This window comes from Streptomyces sp. CB00455 (genome assembly GCF_001905445.1).
Lineage (GTDB): Bacteria > Actinomycetota > Actinomycetes > Streptomycetales > Streptomycetaceae > Streptomyces.
Map to the genome: position 1 here is coordinate 626,205 of NZ_LIVQ01000002.1, position 18,379 is coordinate 644,583.

Genomic DNA, 18,379 nt, shown 5'->3' on the forward strand with positions numbered 1-18,379 from the left:
GAGGCACGGACGCCGAGGAAGCGGATGCCGGGGACCACGCTCCCGGGCCGGGGCCCCGCCCTCTCCCTCGCACTGACCGCGGTCCTGGCGGGGGCACTCACCCTGGGAGCGGCTCCGGCCCGGGGCCAGGACCCGTCCGGCGGTGCCCGTGTGTCCACCGCTTTCACCCTGCCCGGCTCGAAGGTCTACCCGGAGGGCATCGCCACCGACCCCCGCACCCGCACCGTCTACGTCGGCTCGTACGCGGACGGCACCGTCTACCGGGCCCGCCCCGGCCGCCGCGCGGCGGAGGTCTTCCTGCCCGCCGGCACCGACGGCCGCCACACGGCGAACGGCCTGCGCGTGGACGGGCACGGCCGCCTGTGGGTGACGGACTCCACCGCCGGCGTCGCCGTCTACGACACCGCCACCGGGGGCCGCCTGGCCCGGTTCGAGGCGCCCGGAGCACCGTCCGGCCACTTCGTCAACGACCTGACCATCACGCCGGACGGCACCGCGTACCTGACGGACAGCGTCCGCGGGGTGGTCTACCGCGTGACCCCGGCCCAGCTCGCCACGGGCGGCGGCACTCTCACGGAGGCGTACGACCTCACCCCGGCACTGCGTCCCCGCCCCGCGGGCACCATGAGCCTCAACGGCATCACCTCGGACCGGGCGGGCCGCTACCTGTTGACGGTCGACATGACGGCGGGCGACCTCTACCGCGTCGACCTGCGCACGGGAGCCGTCCGCCGGGTCGACCTGACCGGCGGCGACCTGAAGGCCGGCGACGGCCTCGACCTCTCCCCGGACGGCACCCTGAGGGTGGCGCACAACGTGACCAACACGCTGACGCGCTGGCAGCTCACCGCGGACGGCACCCGCGGCCGCCTGGTCCGCTCGCTCACCGACCCGTCCCTCCAGATCCCCACGACCCTCACCCACACGCCGGGCCGCACGCTGGTGGTCCGCTCCCAGTTCGACAAGGGCGGCCCCATGACCCCCGACACGGGCCCCCCGACCACCTTCACGATCGCCACGGTCCGAAACCTCTGACGCCCCCGACCCGGCCCGCGGCTCGTGCGGTATCTCCTGGAGGGGGAGGGAGCCGGGCTCCCCGCTCCCGGACCGGAAGGGACGGGCGAAGGCCCTGGCGGCCGATGTGACGCCGGCCCTCGCCCCCGCCGACCGCGGGCGCCCGCGGAAGTTGAACGACCCGCGCACGGACGAGCGGCGGCAGGCTCTCCGACAATCCCCTTCACCGCACACCGCGGCGGGAGATGCCCTCCCTGCCCCGAGACCGATCACCGGTCCCGCACGGTCCAACCGCTCCATCGTTGGCGCCACCTGACGCCGACTGATGTGGCGTCAGGATGTCCAGCACCGATCCAGCGCGGTGATGGCGAATGTCCGCCCCGCGTTCCGGGCTCTGACGCTCCAGCGCCCTCTGGATCTGACGGCTCAGTGCTTCGAAGGAGCGCGACTGCCCTTCCTGCGCATCCGCACTTCTCTTGAGGTGTCTGGCGATCTGGTGCGCGCTCCACTCCGTCGAATCGGTCTCAGGGGCACCGTCCCTGAGAGCTTCGAGATCCACCGTGTAGGTGCGCGGGTCCACGCGACCGAAGGGTCCGTCCGACTCCACCCGGAACTCGTAGACCTTGGGCAGTTCCGAGGAGAACAGTTGATGGCCCACATCCATGACGAAGGGGATGCGGCGCTTGGGAGGAAGGGTCGCGATGCGCCGGCCAACAGCACGGTTGAGGGTCTCGGCCCGCTCGGCCCCCAAAGTGGTCTGGAGGGGAGGTCACCGAGATGCGCACGTTGCGGGCCAACGTCTGGCCGATGTTCTCAATCACCAGCACAAGCAATGACGAACCAGGGATGCGGGGCCTGATGTCGACGATGACGTACGGTTCCGCCTGCTCCCGTTGAGCCTTCTCCGTGAGGGCGTTGGCTTGGGCAACCGCCCTCGTCTGACGCCGGTTGTAGACGAGAGCCGAAATAGCGGCCGTCGTGGAGAAGACGAGAGCCGCAACGGAAATGACCACCGTGGCGATCTGAACCACCGAATCGCTCATGACCGGATGCTGGGCAGATGACGGGTTACAGCGTGGAAAGTTGCCGAAAATCAACCGGCCGAGATCGTTGGCTCTCCACCCTGAGCTTCAGGCCGCTACCGTGAACCCATGACCGCACTGCCCGACTGGATGCGCCCGCCGCGCGCGGAAGGCTGGTTCGCGGAGGACCTCGACCGCCTCCCCGAGGCGCCCCGCCACACCGAGCTGATCGACGGAGCCCTCGTCTTCATGATGTCGCCCCAGCGGTCCTGGCACGGCCGCCTCGTCACCGCCCTGACCACCACGCTCATGGCGCAGGCGCCGGCCGGCTTCGAGGTCGAGCGCGAGATGACGATCCGCCTGGACGCCCGCAACCGCCCCGAGCCGGACCTTCTGCTGACAGACCTGCCGTACGACCCCGACCGGACCTGGTACGCCCCAGAGGACGTGAAGCTCGTCGTGGAGGCGGTCTCACCCGAGTCTGCCCATCGTGATCGCACAGTAAAGCTCCGCAAGTACGCGGAGGCCGGCATCCCGCACTACTGGTGCATCGAGGACGAGGACGGGGCACCCGTCGTCCACGTCTACGAGCTCGACGTGCCAACCGGCGCCTACGCGCCGGCCGGGATCTTCCGGAGCACCCTCCAGCGCCCGGTGCCCTTCGAGATCATCCTGGACCTCGACAAGCTCACGCCGCCACGCAGCAGCTGAAAAGTCAGCACCAAGTCAGCACGGGAACGCAGAAGAGGTCGGACTCACCAGAGTCCGACCCCTTCTGACCTGCACACTTGACGAAATAACCTAACGCGCGGTAATGAGACGACTACACGTTGAAGCGGAATGCTTACGGCCCGAGTCTGACCTGCGGCGGAGCCCCGTAAAGGGCCCTGACCAGGCGTTTCTCCGTTGGCGAGCGTTGGGTCCCGACGGTCGCTTACGGGCGTCCTGCGGACTGTCTGCGGACTGACCTACGGGGTCTCGACGGAGTCGAGGTGCCTGCGCAGCTCCGCCGCGATCTCTTCCCCCCCACCCTCGGCCGGCAGCGGCCACGGGTCCTGCTCGCCGTTCGCCACAGCGAGGCTGCTCGCGAACCAGACGAGGTGCGGTGCGGGCACAAAGGAGTCCCGAAGCCACCGCGCGAAGACAGCGGCTTCGCCGGCGGTCACGTCGGTCAAAGTGATGTAGGCATAGTCGGGCTTAGGCATCGACGCCGTCCCGTCGATCCATACGCCAGGCGCCAGCTCGATCTCGAAATCGAGGACGGGCACACTGTGGATCCCCGAGATCCGATACTCCACGGCCGGCTCGGGGAACGCCTCCCTCAGAGCCCTCTCCAGAGACTCGGCCGTGGCTCGCCAAGCTCCGCCGTCGCCCTGGGGCGGGTAGAAGGCAAAATTGGTTCGGATATTCCGTTCAGTGGGCACGGTCTTCCTCTGTCTCACGGCACGTATCGCGTCGAGCCCGGCGTACCCGACATCGCCATCATGGACTGCCAGTAGGCAGCGTTGTCCTTGCCGTTCGTGACGATCTCCAGACCCCGTATCTCGCTGTTCGCGGGGTTTTCCATTGCTTGCTTGTACCGGACCAGCTCCTTCTCGTCACCGGCGTACATGGAGTCGATGACGGGATCCCAAGCGATCTTTCCCTGCGAGTCCACCTTGACCGGTTTGGTCAGAGTCTCTTCCAAGCGGTCAAGGGATCGGAAGCTCTTCTTCTTGCAGTCGGGATCACGAACGTGCTTCGCCTCGACGAGGTATCCGTCAACGGGCCGTATGCCGTCCACCATCAGTCCACGGTTCTTCCCGGCCAGTGGCACCTCCCGTTCCGGGTACCCGGAAGTGCGCAGCTGATAGGCGTTATCCGGGTCGCTAGGGCCTCCGCCGCCAGCGAAGCCGCCAGGCGTGAGCGAGTTCATCCACGTACGGAACTGCTGCTGCTCCGAGGCCGTGAGTAGCTTGGTAGTACCGGGCACCGGGGCAATGGGATCAGCGAACGGGATGCCGGGGTCGACAGAGTTGACCATCGGCAGGAGTGCAGGGGTCCCCGCGTACGACGCGAGCCTGATCGGCAAGGGAACGGGCAGGCGGATGAGCGGGGGCAGGAACGGCACCCCGGGGAGCCCCGGAGCCGCCGGGCCTCCTGCATCGGGGAGCGTGACTCGCGCTGCGGAAGAGTCGAGCGCGTGGGCGACGTCTCCCAGGTCGTGTATCCAGGAGTCGCCGAGAACGGCATCGTGCAGCCCGCCATCGTAGCCGTTGCCTCCGAACATGGGTGTGTCCCAGGGCATGTCCACTTCGAACAGGTCGCTCTTGTGGTCCCGGATCTTCGCCTTGGCGGCCTCCACGTGATCGGCGTACCGAGCACATGCCTTTGCCAGCTGAGAGCACGCGGCCACCAGGTTCGTCACCAACGGCTCGTCCTGCTGCGCCTTTGCTGGAGGGCAGGTAAGACCCACGCAGTGCTTGAAGTACGACTGGAAGGCATCCGCTGCCTCCCCCGAGTGCGTTTTACTTGCGGTCGAGGCGTAGGTCTGGGCATCTTCCAGGAACCGCTGCAAGAGGGAGCCGGCGTGCTGCCAGGACCGACCAACGTCGCGGATCTTCTCCGGTGAACCACGGAACCGGTCGCTACGTCCTGCTGGCGCGTACTGGTCGTACCAAGCGGTTTCGCCCACCACTCCGGGGAGCTCCTGCCCGAGGCCGAGGTAGCTCTCCGAACAGTCGGCGCCCGGGTCACCCATGCCCACAGTCAGGTCGACCTGTTTCCCCAGGAACGCCGACGCCGTGCGGCTCTCCTGAGCCATGAATTCACGGGCATTACGCATCAAACCACGGCTCGTGGCCCCGAGGATGTAGGAGCTGAATCCCATCTTGTCCAGAGCTGTGGACGCCGCTGGCGTGTAGACCTTGGCAAACGAGCGTCCTGCGTCGTCGTCACCGGCCATCCCCTGCTGCCGTGCCAGCTCATGCCCCAGCGCAATGGCGGTGTCCCGAGCCCCACGCATCGTCTCGATCAATCCCATGGAACCGCGGATCATGCCCTCCGCGATGAACTCCAAGTCAGGCGCAAGCCCACTCACGACGCCCCTCCCCACCGCTGACGTGAACGATCAAGCTAACGCACGAATACGGCGACGTCTGCGCGACATTGCGCCTGCAGTTCGAAGGACCCAGCGGCGTACTGATTCCCCCTCCGGATCGACCCGATCTGCGGACTGTTGCGGACAGCACCACGCCCTGACCCGCGTTCTAGCAGGTCAGGGCGCCTCTAGGGATGCGATCAGACGTTGAAGCGGAACTCCACCACGTCGCCGTCCTGCATGACGTAGTCCTTGCCCTCCATGCGGGCCTTGCCCTTGGCGCGGGCCTCGGTCACCGAGCCGCATTCGACCAGGTCCGCGAAGGAGATGACCTCGGCCTTGATGAAGCCGCGCTGGAAGTCCGTGTGGATCACGCCGGCGGCCTCGGGGGCGGTCGCACCCTGCTTGATCGTCCAGGCGCGGGTTTCCTTCGGGCCGGCCGTCAGGTAGGTCTGCAGGCCCAGGGTGGCGAAGCCGACGCGGCCGAGGGTGGCCAGGCCCGGCTCGTGCTGGCCGACCGACTGGAGGAGTTCGAGGGCTTCCTCGTCGTCCAGCTCGGCGAGGTCCTGCTCCAGCTTGGCGTTGAGGAAGATCGCCTCCGCCGGGGCGACCAGCGCGCTCTGCTCCGCCTTGAAGGCGTCGTCCGTCAGCTCGTCCTCGTCCACGTTGAAGACGTAGAGGAAGGGCTTCGTGGTCAGCAGGTGCAGCTCGTGGAGGAGGTCGCCCCGCTCCGTGCCCTTGGTGATGCCCTTGGAGAAGAGGGTGTCACCGGCTTCGAGGATCTTCTGGGCCTCGGTGACCGCCGCCAGGACCGCGACCTTCTCCTTCTGGAGGCGGGACTCCTTCGTCAGGCGCGGCACCGCCTTCTCGATGGACTGGAGGTCGGCGAGGATCAGCTCGGTGTTGATCGTCTCGATGTCGTCCTTCGGCGAGACCTTGCCGTCGACGTGCACGACGTTCTCGTCCTTGAAGGCGCGGATGACCTGGCAGATCGCGTCCGACTCGCGGATGTTCGCCAGGAACTTGTTGCCGAGGCCCTCACCCTCCGAGGCTCCGCGCACGATGCCCGCGATGTCGACGAAGTCGACCGTCGCCGGGATGACCTTCTGCGAGCCGAAGATGCCGGCGAGGACCGCGAGGCGCTGGTCCGGGACGCCGACGACGCCGACGTTCGGCTCGATGGTGGCGAACGGGTAGTTGGCCGCCAGCACGTCGTTCTTGGTCAGGGCGTTGAACAGGGTCGACTTGCCGACATTCGGCAGGCCGACGATTCCGATCGTGAGCGACACGTTGGCGACTTCCCGTAGCTGGAGGGGCGGCGGCCCGGAGGTGGGCCGTCGGACAGTTTACTTTCCGATGAGTGGCACTGGATGTACGCGCGTGTCCGGGCCCGGATCCGGGGGCCCGCCCGCCTAGTTTGGTGGGGTGGAGCAATACAGGACGCGACCGGCCCCTCACCCCAGGCGACCCCCGGCCCAGCGCAGGGTCGCGCGGCGCCCCACCGTGCCCGTCCAGGGCGGCGGCGCGCTGCCCGCGCTCGGACGCAGACTGCCCCGGCCCCGGCTGACCGGGCTCGGCGGCGGGCTGTTCGCGTGCGCCGCCATGGTGCTGGCCGGCGGGATCTCCTGGCTGGTCTTCGGGTCCTCGCTGTTCGTCTACGGGCTGCTCTCCCTGCCCGTGGCGGCCGTCACCGCCCTGTGGGTGCGGCCCGCCGACCTGATCACCGCGCCGATCACCGTGCCGATCGCCTTCGCCGCCGGAGTGTGGCCCATCTCCGGCGGCTCCGGCGGTATCGGCGGGCAGCTCATGGGGCTGGTGTCCGCCCTGTCGCTGCACGCCGGCTGGCTGTACGCGGGGACGCTGGTCGCCGCGCTGATCGTGGTCGTGCGCAAGGCCGTGCTCATCGGCAAGCGCCGGCTGCCCCGCAGCACGGCCTGAGCCGGGCCCGGCCCCGCGCGCCCAGCCCGACCACCGCGCCCGCCCAGGCCGACCAGGCCGCCCGGCACGGCCCGGCCCGGGCCGCCCGGCACGGCATTGCCTAGTGCTTGGCCGCCATCGCCGCTCCGACGATGCCCGCGTTGTTCTGGAGCGCGGCGGGGACGATCTCGGCGCGGATGCCCTCGATCAGGGGCAGGAACTTCTCCGGCTTGCGGCTGACGCCGCCCCCGATGATGAAGAGGTCCGGGGAGAAGAGCATCTCCACGTGGGCCAGGTACTTCTGGACGCGGTGCGCCCAGTGCTCCCAGCTGAGGTCGCCGTCCTCCTTGGCCTTCACCGAGGCCCGCGTCTCCGCGTCATGGCCCTTCAGCTCCAGGTGGCCGAGCTCGGAGTTCGCGACGAGGTGCCCGTCGGTGAACAGGGCGCTGCCGATGCCCGTGCCCAGCGTGAGCAGGATGACCGTGCCGCCGCGGTCGCGCCCGGCTCCGTACGTCATTTCCGCGACGCCCGCCGCGTCCGCGTCGTTGAGGACCGTCACCGGGCGGCCGTCCAGACGGCTCGAAAGGAGGGCGGCCGTGTCGACGCCGACCCACGCGGCGTCCATGTTGGCCGCCGTACGGGTCACGCCGCCGGTCACGACACCGGGGAAGGTCACTCCCACCGGGCCGTCCCAGCCGAAGTGGCTGACCACCTCGACGACGCGGTCGGCCACTCCCTCGGGGGTGGCCGGCTGCGGTGTCGCTACTTTGTGGCGTTCTTGCGCCAGATCGCCGCGGTCCAGGTCCACGGGCGCGCCCTTGATCCCGGTACCGCCGATGTCCACACCCATGATCTTCATGGACATACCGTACGAAACGACTTACTTCTCGGCGACCAGTTCTGCCGCTTCTGCCCGCAGATCGCGGCGCAATTCCTTCGGCAGCGAGAAGACGATGGACTCCTCGGCGGTCTTCACGATCTCCACGTCCGCGTACCCGCGCTCCGCGAGCCATTCGAGCACCTGCTCGACGAGGACCTCCGGTACGGAGGCGCCCGAGGTCAGGCCGACCGTGGTGACGCCCTCCAGCCATGCCTCGTCGATCTCGCTCGCGAAGTCCACGAGGTGCGCGGCGCGCGCGCCGGCGTCGAGGGCGACCTCGACCAGCCGGATCGAGTTCGAGGAGTTCTTCGAGCCGACCACGATGACCAGGTCGGAGTCGGCGCCCATCGCCTTGACCGCGGCCTGCCGGTTGGAGGTGGCGTAGCAGATGTCGTCGCTGGGCGGCGAGACCAGCAGCGGGAACCTGGTCTTCAGCGCGTCGACCGTCTCCATCGTCTCGTCGACCGACAGCGTGGTCTGCGACAGCCAGACGACCTTGGACTCGTCGCGCACCTCGACGTCCGCCACGTCGTCCGGGCCGTCCACGATCGTGATGTGGTCCGGGGCCTCGCCGGAGGTGCCGATGACCTCCTCGTGGCCCTCGTGGCCGATGAGGAGGATGTCGAAGTCCTCGTTGGCGTACCGGATGGCTTCCTTGTGCACCTTGGTGACCAGCGGGCAGGTCGCGTCGATCGTCGCGAGCCGGCCGCGGGCGGCCTCCTCGTGCACCACCGGCGCCACCCCGTGCGCGGAGAACATCACGATGGAGCCCTCGGGCACCTCCTCCGTCCGTTCGACGAAGATCGCGCCCTTCTTCTCCAGGGTCTGGACGACGTACTTGTTGTGCACGATCTCGTGCCGGACGTAGACGGGCGCACCGTACTGCTCAAGGGCTTTCTCGACGGCGATCACGGCTCGGTCCACGCCCGCGCAGTAACCGCGGGGCGCGGCGAGCAGGACACGGCGGGAAGCGGGAGCAGGGGCGGGAGCAGTCATGCGCTCCATCGTACGGGGGTCTCCAGGAGGTCACTCGTCGCCCGTTCGGCAGAAACTGGGGCGAAAGCCTGTCCCGCCTATCCCCCGGAGGACGGATGGCGTCCGTTACGGATTCCAGCGAGGCGGCGCCGGCCGCGCTGCGGCGGAGCCTCGGCTTCCGGGATCTCGTCGTCTACGGCCTGCTCTTCATCGCGCCCATGGCCCCGGTCGGGGTCTTCGGCACGCTGGACGCCACCTCGCACGGCGCCGTGGCCCTGGTCTACCTCGCCGCGACCGTCGCCATGGCCTTCACCGCCTTCTCCTACGCCCAGATGGTGCGGGTGGCCCCGCAGGCCGGTTCGGTCTTCACCTACGCGCGCGAGGGCCTGGGCGAGGGGCCGGGCCTGATCGCCGGCTGGATGGCCATGCTCGACTACCTGCTGATCCCGGCGGTCGCGTACCTGTTCTCCGGGATCGCGATGAACGCCCTGGTGCCAGAGGTCTCCCGGTGGGTGTGGACGGCCCTCGCCGTCGCGGTCACCACCCTGCTCAACCTGTGGGGCGTCAGGGCGGCGGCGCGCGTGGGCTTCGCGGTCCTGGCGATGGAGATCGTGGTGCTGCTGGTCTTCCTGGCCGCCGCGGTGGCCGTGCTGGTGCAGGACGGGCCCCGGCGCGGCTGGCTCTCCCCGCTGACCGGCGACGGTTCGCTCGGCTTCTCGGTCGCCGCCGTACTGGGCGCCGTCTCGGTGGCGGTGCTCTCCTACCTCGGCTTCGACGCCATCGCCTCCTTCGCGGAGGAGGTCACGGGCGGGTCGGCGCGGGTGGCCCGGGCGGTGCTGTTCTGCCTGGCGCTGACCGGCGTGCTGTTCATCGCCCAGACCTACCTCGTCGCGCTGCTCAGCCCCTTCTCCTCGGCGGAGCTGGCGGCCGATCCGGCGAAGCAGGGGCCCGCCTTCTACGACGCGGTGGAGTCCTCGGTCGGCTTCTGGCTGCACGACCTGGTGGCGGTCGGCAAGGCGATCGGAGCGGCCTTCGCGGCACTGGCGGGGCAGGCGGCGGCCGGCCGGCTGCTGTTCGCGATGGCCCGGGAGCGGCGGCTGCCGCGTGCGCTGGCCCGGACCTCGGGCGGCGGCACCCCGCGGCCGGCCCTGCTGGCGGCGGCCACCGTCACGCTGGTCGCGGCCGTGTGGGCGGCCCGCCGCGACGACGGGCTGGACCACCTGGTCTCGGTCGTGGACGTGGGGGCCCTGGTGGCCTTCACCCTGCTGCACGCCTCGGTGGTCGGCTGGTTCGTCGTCAAGCGCATGGAGGGGCCGCCGAACTGGTGGAAGCACCTGGTGGCCCCGGCGCTGGGCGCGGTGGTGACGGTCGCAGTGATCGTCGGAGCCTCGTGGACGGCGCAACTGGTGGGGGCGGTGTGGCTGGCGGTGGGGCTGGTCCTGCTCGTCGCACAGCGCGGCCGGCGGGACCCGGAGCCCGACGTGCACGCCGGAGGCTGAGACGCTGTCACCGCGGCCCGTTAGCCTGCGTGCATGGGTCTGAATACGTCGGCCGAGGCGCCGCTGCCGGTAGGCCGGGTGTCCCGGCTCATCGGGGGCTGGATCGAACGGCTCGGACAGGTGTGGGTGGAGGGGCAGATCACGCAGCTCTCGCGGCGGCCGGGAGCGGGGGTGGTCTTCCTGACGCTGCGCGACCCCTCGCACGACATCTCCGTCAGCGTGACCTGCTTCCGCCAGGTCTACGACGAGGTCGCGGACGCGGTCTCGGAGGGTGCGCGGGTGGTCGTCCTGGCCAAACCGGAGTGGTACGCCCCGCGCGGGCAGCTGTCCTTGCGGGCCACCGAGATACGGCCGGTCGGGATCGGGGAGCTCCTCGCCCGGCTGGAGCGGCTCAAGCGGTCCCTCGCCTCGGAGGGACTGTTCGCGGCGGACCGCAAGAAGCCGCTGCCCTTCCTGCCGCAGCTGATCGGGCTGGTGGTCGGGCGGGCCTCGGCGGCCGAGCGCGACGTGCTGGAGAACGCCCGGCGGCGCTGGCCGGCGGTCCGCTTCGAGGTGCGCAACGTCGCCGTCCAGGGGGTCCACGCGGTGCCCCAGGTGATCGAGGCGGTCAGGGAACTGGACGCTCTGCCCGAGGTCGATGTGATCATCGTGGCGCGCGGCGGCGGCAGCGTCGAGGACCTGCTGCCCTTCTCGGACGAGGAAGTCGTACGGACGGTCGCGGCGGCCCGCACCCCGGTGGTCTCGGCGATCGGCCACGAGCCGGACTCCCCGCTGCTGGACCTGGTCGCGGACCTGCGGGCCTCCACGCCCACGGACGCGGCCAAGAAGGTCGTCCCGGACGTCGGCGAGGAGCTGGAGCGGGTGCGCCAGCTGCAGGGCCGTGGGCTGCGTGCGGTGGGCGGGCTGCTCGACCGTGAGGAGCGGGGGCTCGCGCACGCCCTGGCCCGGCCGGTCTTCGTCCACCCCCAGCGGATGGTCGAAACCCGCGAGGACGAGGTGGAGGCGCTGCTGGCGCGCGGCCGGCGCACGCTCGGCCACCTGCTGGACCGGGCCGACTCGGAGCTCGCGCACACCCTCGCCCGGGTGGTGGCGCTGTCCCCGGCGGCGACGCTGGAGCGGGGCTACGCCGTACTCCAGCGGGCCGACGGGCACGTGGTGCGCTCGCCGGAGGAGGTATCGGACGGGGAGGTGCTGCGCGCCAGGGTGACGGAAGGCGAGTTCTCCGTACGGGTCGCCTCGGACTGACGGGCGGGGGCGGGGCCGGGAGCGGGAGCGCAGCAGGGCCCGCAGCGGGAAGGCAGCCGGGCCCGGAGCGGGAACGCGGCCGGCCCCAAAGGGGCCTCACCGCCGCAAACAATTCGTCGTACTACGCACACAGGGTGGAAAAGGGAATGGCAGAGGCCGAGACGGCGCTGGGGTACGAGCAGGCCCGTGACGAGCTCATCGAGGTCGTCCGCAAACTGGAGGCCGGCGGGACCTCCCTGGAGGACTCCCTCGCGCTCTGGGAGCGCGGCGAGGAGCTGGCGAAGGTCTGCCGGCACTGGCTGGAGGGCGCACGGGCCCGGCTGGACTCGGCGCTCGCGGCGCGCGAGGCGACCGAGGAGGAGTAGGCGCGGGGCGCAGGAGGAGCAGGCGGGGGGTGGCGGCTTCCGGCCGCCCCCGGCGCGGGGCCCCGGCGGAGCCGCCCGGATCCGCCGGAGCCGCCGGAGCCGGAGCGCGTGATTCCGGTCACGCCCGAGTGGATTTAGTTGAAAATTCATCTATCGCCGCCGTACAGTCGGAGCAACGCTTCACCACCGTACGGAAGAAGGCTTTCCCGATGTCTCTCGTTCTTGACTCCGCCGCGCAGGACCTGCTGTTCCGCGAGGCCCGCACCGCCAACTCGTTCTCCGACGAGCCGGTCACCGAGGAGCAGGTGCAGGCGATATACGACCTGGTGAAGTACGGCCCCACCGCCTTCAACCAGACCCCGCTGCGCATCACCCTGGTCCGCTCCCCCGAGGCCCGCGAGCGCCTCGTGAAGCACATGGCCGAGGGCAACGCCGCCAAGACCGCCGCCGCGCCGCTGGTCGCGATCCTCTCCGCGGACAACGAGTTCCACGAGGAGCTGCCGCAGCTGCTTCCGCACTTCCCGCAGGCCAAGGACGTCTTCTTCGCCGAGCGCCCGGTCCGCGAGCAGTCCGCGCTCCTCAACGCCGCGCTGCAGGCCGCCTACTTCATCGTCGGCGTCCGCGCCGCCGGCCTGGCCGCGGGCCCGATGACCGGCGCCGACTTCGCCGGCATCCAGAAGGAGTTCCTGGACGCCGACCACACCCCGCTGATGGTCGTCAACATCGGCAAGCCCGGCGAGGACACGGGCTTCCCGCGCTCCCCGCGCCTGGAGTTCGACCAGGTCATCACCACCGTCTGAGCCGGTCCGGCCGCCTGAGACGCGAGAACGGCCGCGCGCCCCGGGATTCCGGGGCGCGCGGCCGTTTTCGCATGCCACCTGCCTGCGGGGCGGCTGGGCGGGGGCGGGGCCACGGCGTGCCGTTCCCCGGCGCACCAGCCCTGCCGCGCCCGGGCCGACGGCCCGCCGGCCCGCCGGCCGTCTGGCCTTACCGATTTTACCGGCTTTACTGACCCTGCTTGAACTCCAGGGCCGCCGCCATCGCGCCCAGCTGCTCGAAGGAGGCGGTGCCGGTGACCACGGTGACATGGCCCTGCTCCTGCTTCACGAGCGCGTCGTACTTCTCGCCGTCCCAGCGCTCCCAGGCCGCGTCGCCGACCTGCTGCGTCCGGCCGGTGGGCTTCGCCCTCTGGGTGACCGAGCCGACGTACTTGGCCGAGGTGTCGCTGGACTGCTCCACCGCCACGTACTGCCGGTCCGGGTCCTGGAAGCCCAGGTGCCAGGCGTTGGCGTTCTTGCGCTCGAACGCCACCGACGTCGCCCGCCACTGCTCCGGCAGCCCCACGGGGGCGGCCACCGGGTACGGGGCCGCGCGCCGGGCCGTCAGCGTCTCCACGCGGTAGTCGACCGCGTGCGTCGGGTCCGCGTCCTCGTCGTGCGGGATGAAGAGGTAGATGCCTCCCACCACGATGCCGATCACCGCCAGCGACCGGACCATGTCCCAGACCGTCTGCTTGCCTTTCATACCTGCCACGGCACCATCGTCCCGCATCACCGGAGGCGATCACCGCCGGGGTGCCCCCGGAGCGGCGCGGCGGGCGGCGCGCGGCGGACCGCGAGTCGGCGGCGCGGCGGGACCGCAGCAGGTGCAAGACGGCCGCTCAGGCCAATCGGCTGACCGGTATCCCGCTCATACGTGACCCGCGCTGCTCAATTTATCGACGTACCGATAGAGTTCGAGCACCCTCACATCCCGGTCGTCGTCGTACAGAAAGGTGCGCTCCGATGTCCGAGCACAACCTGCCGCCCCAGCTCGAAGTCTCCCCCGAAGCCCCCGACCGCAACCTCGCCATGGAACTGGTCCGGGTCACCGAGGCCGCCGCCATGGCCGCCGGCCGGTGGGTCGGCCGCGGCGACAAGATCGGCGCGGACGGCGCCGCGGTCAACGCGATGCGCACCCTGATCTCCACCGTCTCGATGAACGGCGTCGTCGTCATCGGCGAGGGGGAGAAGGACGAAGCCCCCATGCTCTTCAACGGCGAGCGGGTCGGCGACGGCACCGGCGCCGAGGTCGACATCGCCGTGGACCCGATCGACGGCACCACCCTGAACGCCAAGGGCATGCCGAACGCGATCGCCGTGCTGGCCGCCGCCGACCGCGGCACCATGTTCGACCCGTCCGCCGTCTTCTACATGGAGAAGCTGGTCACGGGTCCCGAGGCCGCCGACTTCGTCGACATCAACGCCCCCGTCTCGGTGAACATCCGCCGCGTCGCGAAGGCCAAGGGGATGTCCCCCGAGGACGTCACCGTCGTCATCCTCGACCGCCCCCGCCACGAGGGCATCGTCAAGGAGATCCGCGAGACGGGCGCCCGGATCAAGTTCATCTCGGACGGCGACGTCGCGGGCTCGGTCATGGCGGTGCGCGAGGGCACCGGCGTGGACCTGCTCCTCGGCATCGGCGGCACCCCCGAGGGCATCATCTCGGCCTGTGCCATCAAGTGCCTCGGCGGCACGATCCAGGGCAAGCTGTGGCCCAAGGACGAGGCCGAGCGCCAGCGCGCCCTCGACGCCGGCCACGATCTGGACCGCGTCTTGACCACGACCGACCTGGTCTCCGGCGACAACGTCTTCTTCGTGGCCACCGGCATCACGGACGGTGAACTGCTGCGCGGCGTCCACTACCGCCGCCAGACCGCGACGACGTCCTCCCTCGTCATGCGGTCGAAGTCGGGCACCATCCGGCAGATCGACTCGACGCACCGCCTGTCGAAGCTGCGCGCGTACAGTGCGATCGACTTCGACCGCGCGGTGGGCCCCCAGTAGGCGTGCGCCAGACGTAGGCCGCCGCGGCATACGTGAGGGGCGGTCCCTGTGCGGGGGACCGCCCCTTCGCCGTGTCCGGACACCTGGTGACAGGGCCTGGGCCCGCCCCGGCGGCGCGGTTCAGCCCGCGGCGGCGACGGGCCCGGCTGCCGGGGCCTGGCGCAGTTCGGTGGTCCTGCGCCGCATCCGCCCCAGCAGCACACGGCGCTCGGCCGCGGTGAGACCGCCCCAGACCCCGTAGGGCTCGGGCTGGAGCAGGGCGTGCTCACGGCAGGCGACCATGACCGGGCAGCGGGCACAGACCCGCTTGGCGGCATCCTCGCGGGAGAGCCGGGCCGCGGTGGGCTCCTTGGAGGGGGCGAAGAAGAGCCCCGCCTCGTCGCGGCGGCACACCGCCTCCGCGTGCCAGGGGCCGTCCTCTTCCCTCGCCGGCACCCTCGGCCTGGGCACGGCGGCCGAGCGCTCCTGAAGGCTCTGGACGGCGGCAACCTGCAGGGACTGATGCGGCGGATGCGGCACGGTCTACTCCTGACGACGGATACGCGAGCGAGAGACGATGCACCTGTCCCTACCCGCTGTACGCGCCCCTAAGCACGGCGTGTCGCGCACCGGAGCAGGTTCGTCCGAAACGCGACGGCACGGTTCCACCCCGTCAGCGCCCTTGCCCGGCGGGGCGGTTGCCGCGCCTCCCGGTCGTCTGCCGGCCCCGCTCCGAGCGCTGACCTCGGCCCGGATCGCCGGAGCGGACGGGCTCGGGCGACGGCCGGGCGCGGCGCTGCGCGTGCTGCGTACGCCCCGCCTACCCGCGTCGGGCCGTCCCACGCACCTGCGTCCGCGCGGCGGGCCGGGGCGGGCGCCTTCGGCCGGATCCCCACCCCGGCGGGCCGCTCGGCCGTGGCCGGCGGCCCGGCCCTGCTCAGCCGTCGAGGCCCTTGCGGATCCGGCCGGCGAGATCGACCAGTCGCGAACCGGGCTTGGGCCGGGCCTCGATGTTGCCGAGCAGGGCGAAGCCGCGGACGATCACGACGGGGGCCTGCGGATCGGCCTCCGTACGGCCCTCGCCGTGCACTTCGAAGTTGCCGAGGACCCCGCTGCCGTAGCCGCGCAGGGTGACGTTCTCCGCGACCAGGACCTCGACGTTCCCCAGGACGCAGGTCACGTTGATCTCGGTGACCTGCTGCTCGAAGACCGCCCCGGTGAGGTCGATGGTGATGTCGCCCATGACCGAGACCGCACGGGTGTTCCCGCCCGGCCGCCAGCGGCCCTTGCGGGCGGCGCTGCTGCACACGGCCAGGACGGTCTCGACCGGTCCGCCGAGCACGCCGCCCGGCGCGGGGGTCGCGTACGCCGCCGAGCCGTAGGCGGGCCGGGCGTGGGCGCCGCCGGGGGCGGGCAGGTCCCGTACGAGCACGTCCAGCTCGCCCACCGTCTTGACGGCGTACAGCGAGTCCAGGCGCTCGGAGTGCTCCTCCGAGGTCAGCCGGCCCTCCGCGAGGGCGTCGGCCAGGATCTGCGCGATCCCGTCCCGGTCGGCGTCGGAGGCGCGCAGCCCGGACGGGGCGGTCGCCGCCGCGGGGGCGGTCGTCGCCGGGTCAGCGGCCGGCACGCGGGCGGTTGCCGGCGCGGCGGCGGGGGCGGTTGCCGGCGCGGGGGCGGCGGGATGCTTTTCCAGGTCCACGCCACCCAGCATAGCGAGACACGATAGATCGCGATACTGGCGAGTGAGCCTTACCTCACAACCACCGGCTGTACGGAAGGTCCTACGCTGGTGGACGCGCTGCCAATTGGTCGTCAGCGCTGTCTGCCGAGTGAGGAATGACTGCCGTCATGCCAGAGTTTGCGTACACCGACCTGCTGCCCCTGGGCGAGGACACCACCCCGTACCGGCTGGTGACCTCCGAAGGCGTCTCCACCTTCGAGGCCGACGGCCGTACGTTCCTCAAGGTCGAGCCCGAGGCCCTGCGCAAGCTGGCCGAAGAGGCCGTCCACGACATCCAGCACTTCCTGCGCCCGGCCCACCTCGCGCAGCTGCGCCGCATCATCGACGACCCGGAAGCCTCCGCGAACGACAAGTTCGTGGCCCTCGACCTGCTGAAGAACGCGAACATCGCGGCGGCCGGCGTGCTGCCGATGTGCCAGGACACGGGCACCGCGATCGTCATGGGCAAGCGCGGCCAGAACGTCCTCACCGAGGGCGGCGACGAGGAGGCCCTCTCCCGCGGCATCTACGACGCCTACACGCGGCTGAACCTGCGCTACTCGCAGATGGCCCCGCTCACCATGTGGGAGGAGAAGAACACCGGCTCCAACCTGCCTGCGCAGATCGAGCTGTACGCGACCGACGGCGGCGCCTACAAGTTCCTCTTCATGGCCAAGGGCGGCGGCAGCGCCAACAAGTCCTTCCTCTACCAGGAGACCAAGGCGGTCCTCAACGAGGCCTCCATGATGAAGTTCCTGGAGGAGAAGATCCGCTCCCTCGGTACGGCCGCCTGCCCGCCCTACCACCTGGCGATCGTGGTCGGCGGCACGTCGGCGGAGCACGCGCTGAAGACCGCGAAGTACGCCTCGGCGCACTACCTGGACGAGCTGCCGCGCGAGGGCTCCCCGCTGGGCCACGGCTTCCGCGACGAGGCGCTGGAGCAGCAGGTCTTCGAGCTGACCCAGAAGATCGGCATCGGCGCGCAGTTCGGCGGCAAGTACTTCTGCCACGACGTGCGCGTGGTGCGCCTCCCCCGGCACGGCGCCTCCTTGCCGGTCGCGATCGCCGTGTCCTGCTCGGCGGACCGCCAGGCCACCGCGAAGATCACGGCCGAGGGCGTCTTCCTGGAGCAGCTGGAGACGGACCCGGCGCGCTTCCTGCCGGAGACCACGGACTCGCACCTGGACGACGCGGCCGACGTCGTCTCCATCGACCTGAACCGGCCGATGGAGGAGATCCTGGCGACCCTGACCGAGCACCCGGTCAAGACCCGGCTCTCGCTGACGGGCCCGCTGGTCGTGGCGCGCGACATCGCGCACGCCAAGATCAAGGAGCGGCTGGACGCCGGCGAGGGCATGCCGCAGTACCTGAAGGACCACCCGGTGTACTACGCCGGTCCCGCGAAGACCCCCGAGGGTTACGCCTCGGGCTCCTTCGGCCCGACGACGGCCGGCCGCATGGACAGCTACGTCGAGCAGTTCCAGGCGGCCGGCGGCTCCAAGGTCATGCTGGCCAAGGGCAACCGCTCCCGGCAGGTGACGGACGCCTGCGGCACGCACGGCGGCTTCTACCTGGGCTCCATCGGCGGCCCGGCGGCGCGCCTGGCCCAGGACTGCATCAAGAAGGTCGAGGTCCTGGAGTACGAGGAGCTCGGCATGGAGGCGGTCTGGAAGATCGAGGTCGAGGACTTCCCGGCCTTCATCGTGGTGGACGACAAGGGCAACGACTTCTTCCAGAACCCGGCCCCGGAGCCGACGTTCACGCACATCCCGGTGCGGGGCCCCGGCCTGTAACACGTCCCCGGTGGCCCTCCCCCGAGCGGCGGCGGGCCACCGGCCGACCCGGTACCCCTGACGGGT

Annotated in this window: 18 protein-coding genes; 9 read left to right on the forward strand and 9 right to left on the reverse strand. The window is 70.7% G+C overall.

Features of this window, described 5'->3' with window-relative positions; genetic code table 11:
- The first annotated feature begins 24 nt into the window (after positions 1-24).
- Positions 25-1,035 carry an SMP-30/gluconolactonase/LRE family protein gene (locus AMK16_RS10245; protein ID WP_073912164.1) on the forward strand — a complete coding sequence of 337 codons (1,011 nt, stop codon included), beginning with the start codon at positions 25-27 and terminating at the stop codon, positions 1,033-1,035.
- 202 nt (positions 1,036-1,237) lie between these two features.
- On the opposite strand, the gene AMK16_RS35730 is transcribed toward AMK16_RS10245, so the two are convergent.
- The gene (locus tag AMK16_RS35730; RefSeq protein WP_158071215.1) at positions 1,238-1,678 is read right to left on the reverse strand and encodes a hypothetical protein; all 441 of its coding nucleotides are present in this window, start codon (positions 1,676-1,678) and stop codon (positions 1,238-1,240) included.
- A 487-nt stretch (positions 1,679-2,165) separates the two neighbouring features.
- Here AMK16_RS35730 and AMK16_RS10255 point away from each other — a divergent pair, with 487 nt between their 5' ends.
- A complete protein-coding gene (locus AMK16_RS10255; protein WP_073912170.1) occupies positions 2,166-2,747 on the forward strand; it encodes a Uma2 family endonuclease in 582 nt (193 codons plus the stop codon).
- Between the two features lie 257 nt (positions 2,748-3,004).
- Here AMK16_RS10255 and AMK16_RS10260 read toward each other — a convergent pair whose 3' ends face one another.
- The 3 genes from AMK16_RS10260 to ychF all read right to left on the reverse strand — a co-directional run bounded on the left by AMK16_RS10260 (position 3,005) and on the right by ychF (position 6,404).
- On the reverse strand, positions 3,005-3,478 hold the full coding sequence (locus tag AMK16_RS10260; protein ID WP_143196807.1) for a hypothetical protein: 474 nt from the start codon (positions 3,476-3,478) through the stop codon (positions 3,005-3,007).
- Positions 3,475-5,094, reverse strand: coding sequence for a restriction endonuclease fold toxin-2 domain-containing protein (locus AMK16_RS10265; protein ID WP_242438672.1), 1,620 nt, complete (start codon positions 5,092-5,094; stop codon positions 3,475-3,477). Before AMK16_RS10265 ends, AMK16_RS10260 begins: the two co-directional genes overlap by 4 nt.
- A 221-nt stretch (positions 5,095-5,315) precedes the next feature.
- Entirely contained in the window at positions 5,316-6,404 is a 1,089-nt protein-coding gene (gene ychF / locus AMK16_RS10270; RefSeq protein WP_073912176.1) for a redox-regulated ATPase YchF, read from the reverse strand.
- Between the two features lie 214 nt (positions 6,405-6,618).
- Here ychF and AMK16_RS10275 point away from each other — a divergent pair, with 214 nt between their 5' ends.
- The gene (locus tag AMK16_RS10275; RefSeq protein ID WP_242438673.1) at positions 6,619-7,053 is read left to right on the forward strand and encodes a DUF6542 domain-containing protein; all 435 of its coding nucleotides are present in this window, start codon (positions 6,619-6,621) and stop codon (positions 7,051-7,053) included.
- A 100-nt stretch (positions 7,054-7,153) separates the two neighbouring features.
- Here the strand turns inward: AMK16_RS10275 and ppgK are convergent, their stop codons facing one another.
- Both ppgK and AMK16_RS10285 read right to left on the reverse strand, forming a co-directional pair.
- Positions 7,154-7,891 (reverse strand): polyphosphate--glucose phosphotransferase, encoded by a 738-nt coding sequence (ppgK, locus tag AMK16_RS10280; protein WP_073912183.1) that lies wholly within the window; start codon positions 7,889-7,891, stop codon positions 7,154-7,156.
- 21 nt (positions 7,892-7,912) lie between these two features.
- Entirely contained in the window at positions 7,913-8,917 is a 1,005-nt protein-coding gene (locus AMK16_RS10285; RefSeq protein ID WP_073912186.1) for a 4-hydroxy-3-methylbut-2-enyl diphosphate reductase, read from the reverse strand.
- A gap of 86 nt (positions 8,918-9,003) precedes the next feature.
- On the opposite strand from AMK16_RS10285, the gene AMK16_RS10290 reads away from it, so the two are divergent.
- The 4 genes from AMK16_RS10290 to AMK16_RS10305 all read left to right on the forward strand — a co-directional run bounded on the left by AMK16_RS10290 (position 9,004) and on the right by AMK16_RS10305 (position 12,796).
- The gene (locus AMK16_RS10290; protein WP_073912189.1) at positions 9,004-10,386 is read left to right on the forward strand and encodes an APC family permease; all 1,383 of its coding nucleotides are present in this window, start codon (positions 9,004-9,006) and stop codon (positions 10,384-10,386) included.
- Positions 10,387-10,419: 33 nt separating this feature from the next.
- Positions 10,420-11,631, forward strand: a complete 1,212-nt coding sequence (gene xseA, locus AMK16_RS10295) for an exodeoxyribonuclease VII large subunit (protein ID WP_073912192.1) — start codon at positions 10,420-10,422, stop codon at positions 11,629-11,631.
- 146 nt (positions 11,632-11,777) lie between these two features.
- Entirely contained in the window at positions 11,778-11,996 is a 219-nt protein-coding gene (locus tag AMK16_RS10300; RefSeq protein WP_073912195.1) for an exodeoxyribonuclease VII small subunit, read from the forward strand.
- Positions 11,997-12,205: 209 nt separating this feature from the next.
- Positions 12,206-12,796 carry a malonic semialdehyde reductase gene (locus AMK16_RS10305; RefSeq protein ID WP_073912198.1) on the forward strand — a complete coding sequence of 197 codons (591 nt, stop codon included), beginning with the start codon at positions 12,206-12,208 and terminating at the stop codon, positions 12,794-12,796.
- A 205-nt stretch (positions 12,797-13,001) separates the two neighbouring features.
- Here AMK16_RS10305 and AMK16_RS10310 read toward each other — a convergent pair whose 3' ends face one another.
- A complete protein-coding gene (locus AMK16_RS10310) occupies positions 13,002-13,520 on the reverse strand; it encodes a DUF4245 domain-containing protein (protein ID WP_199885425.1) in 519 nt (172 codons plus the stop codon).
- Between the two features lie 260 nt (positions 13,521-13,780).
- On the opposite strand from AMK16_RS10310, the gene glpX reads away from it, so the two are divergent.
- Positions 13,781-14,821, forward strand: a complete 1,041-nt coding sequence (gene glpX / locus AMK16_RS10315) for a class II fructose-bisphosphatase (protein WP_073912200.1) — start codon at positions 13,781-13,783, stop codon at positions 14,819-14,821.
- Positions 14,822-14,941: 120 nt separating this feature from the next.
- Here glpX and AMK16_RS10320 read toward each other — a convergent pair whose 3' ends face one another.
- Both AMK16_RS10320 and AMK16_RS10325 read right to left on the reverse strand, forming a co-directional pair.
- Entirely contained in the window at positions 14,942-15,340 is a 399-nt protein-coding gene (locus tag AMK16_RS10320; RefSeq protein WP_443333550.1) for a WhiB family transcriptional regulator, read from the reverse strand.
- Between the two features lie 397 nt (positions 15,341-15,737).
- The gene (locus AMK16_RS10325) at positions 15,738-16,499 is read right to left on the reverse strand and encodes a DUF1707 SHOCT-like domain-containing protein (RefSeq protein ID WP_073913568.1); all 762 of its coding nucleotides are present in this window, start codon (positions 16,497-16,499) and stop codon (positions 15,738-15,740) included.
- A gap of 149 nt (positions 16,500-16,648) precedes the next feature.
- Between AMK16_RS10325 and AMK16_RS10330 the strand changes: the two genes are divergently transcribed.
- Positions 16,649-18,313, forward strand: a complete 1,665-nt coding sequence (locus AMK16_RS10330; protein ID WP_073912203.1) for a fumarate hydratase — start codon at positions 16,649-16,651, stop codon at positions 18,311-18,313.
- Positions 18,314-18,379 lie beyond the last annotated feature (66 nt).

Excerpts from the sequence above, each read along its gene's own strand:
- AMK16_RS10330 (WP_073912203.1), top strand. The coding sequence starts at position 16,649 with ATGCCAGAGTTTGCGTACACCGACCTGCTGCCCCTGGGCGAGGACACC.
- AMK16_RS10305 (WP_073912198.1), top strand. The coding sequence starts at position 12,206 with ATGTCTCTCGTTCTTGACTCCGCCGCGCAGGACCTGCTGTTCCGCGAG.
- AMK16_RS10285 (WP_073912186.1), bottom strand. The coding sequence starts at position 8,917 with ATGGAGCGCATGACTGCTCCCGCCCCTGCTCCCGCTTCCCGCCGTGTC.
- AMK16_RS35730 (WP_158071215.1), bottom strand. The coding sequence starts at position 1,678 with ATGGATGTGGGCCATCAACTGTTCTCCTCGGAACTGCCCAAGGTCTAC.
- AMK16_RS10245 (WP_073912164.1), top strand. The coding sequence starts at position 25 with ATGCCGGGGACCACGCTCCCGGGCCGGGGCCCCGCCCTCTCCCTCGCA.
- AMK16_RS10300 (WP_073912195.1), top strand. The coding sequence starts at position 11,778 with ATGGCAGAGGCCGAGACGGCGCTGGGGTACGAGCAGGCCCGTGACGAG.
- AMK16_RS10255 (WP_073912170.1), top strand. The coding sequence starts at position 2,166 with ATGACCGCACTGCCCGACTGGATGCGCCCGCCGCGCGCGGAAGGCTGG.
- glpX (WP_073912200.1), top strand. The coding sequence starts at position 13,781 with ATGTCCGAGCACAACCTGCCGCCCCAGCTCGAAGTCTCCCCCGAAGCC.
- AMK16_RS10290 (WP_073912189.1), top strand. The coding sequence starts at position 9,004 with ATGGCGTCCGTTACGGATTCCAGCGAGGCGGCGCCGGCCGCGCTGCGG.
- AMK16_RS10310 (WP_199885425.1), bottom strand. The coding sequence starts at position 13,520 with ATGAAAGGCAAGCAGACGGTCTGGGACATGGTCCGGTCGCTGGCGGTG.
- ppgK (WP_073912183.1), bottom strand. The coding sequence starts at position 7,891 with ATGAAGATCATGGGTGTGGACATCGGCGGTACCGGGATCAAGGGCGCG.
- xseA (WP_073912192.1), top strand. The coding sequence starts at position 10,420 with ATGGGTCTGAATACGTCGGCCGAGGCGCCGCTGCCGGTAGGCCGGGTG.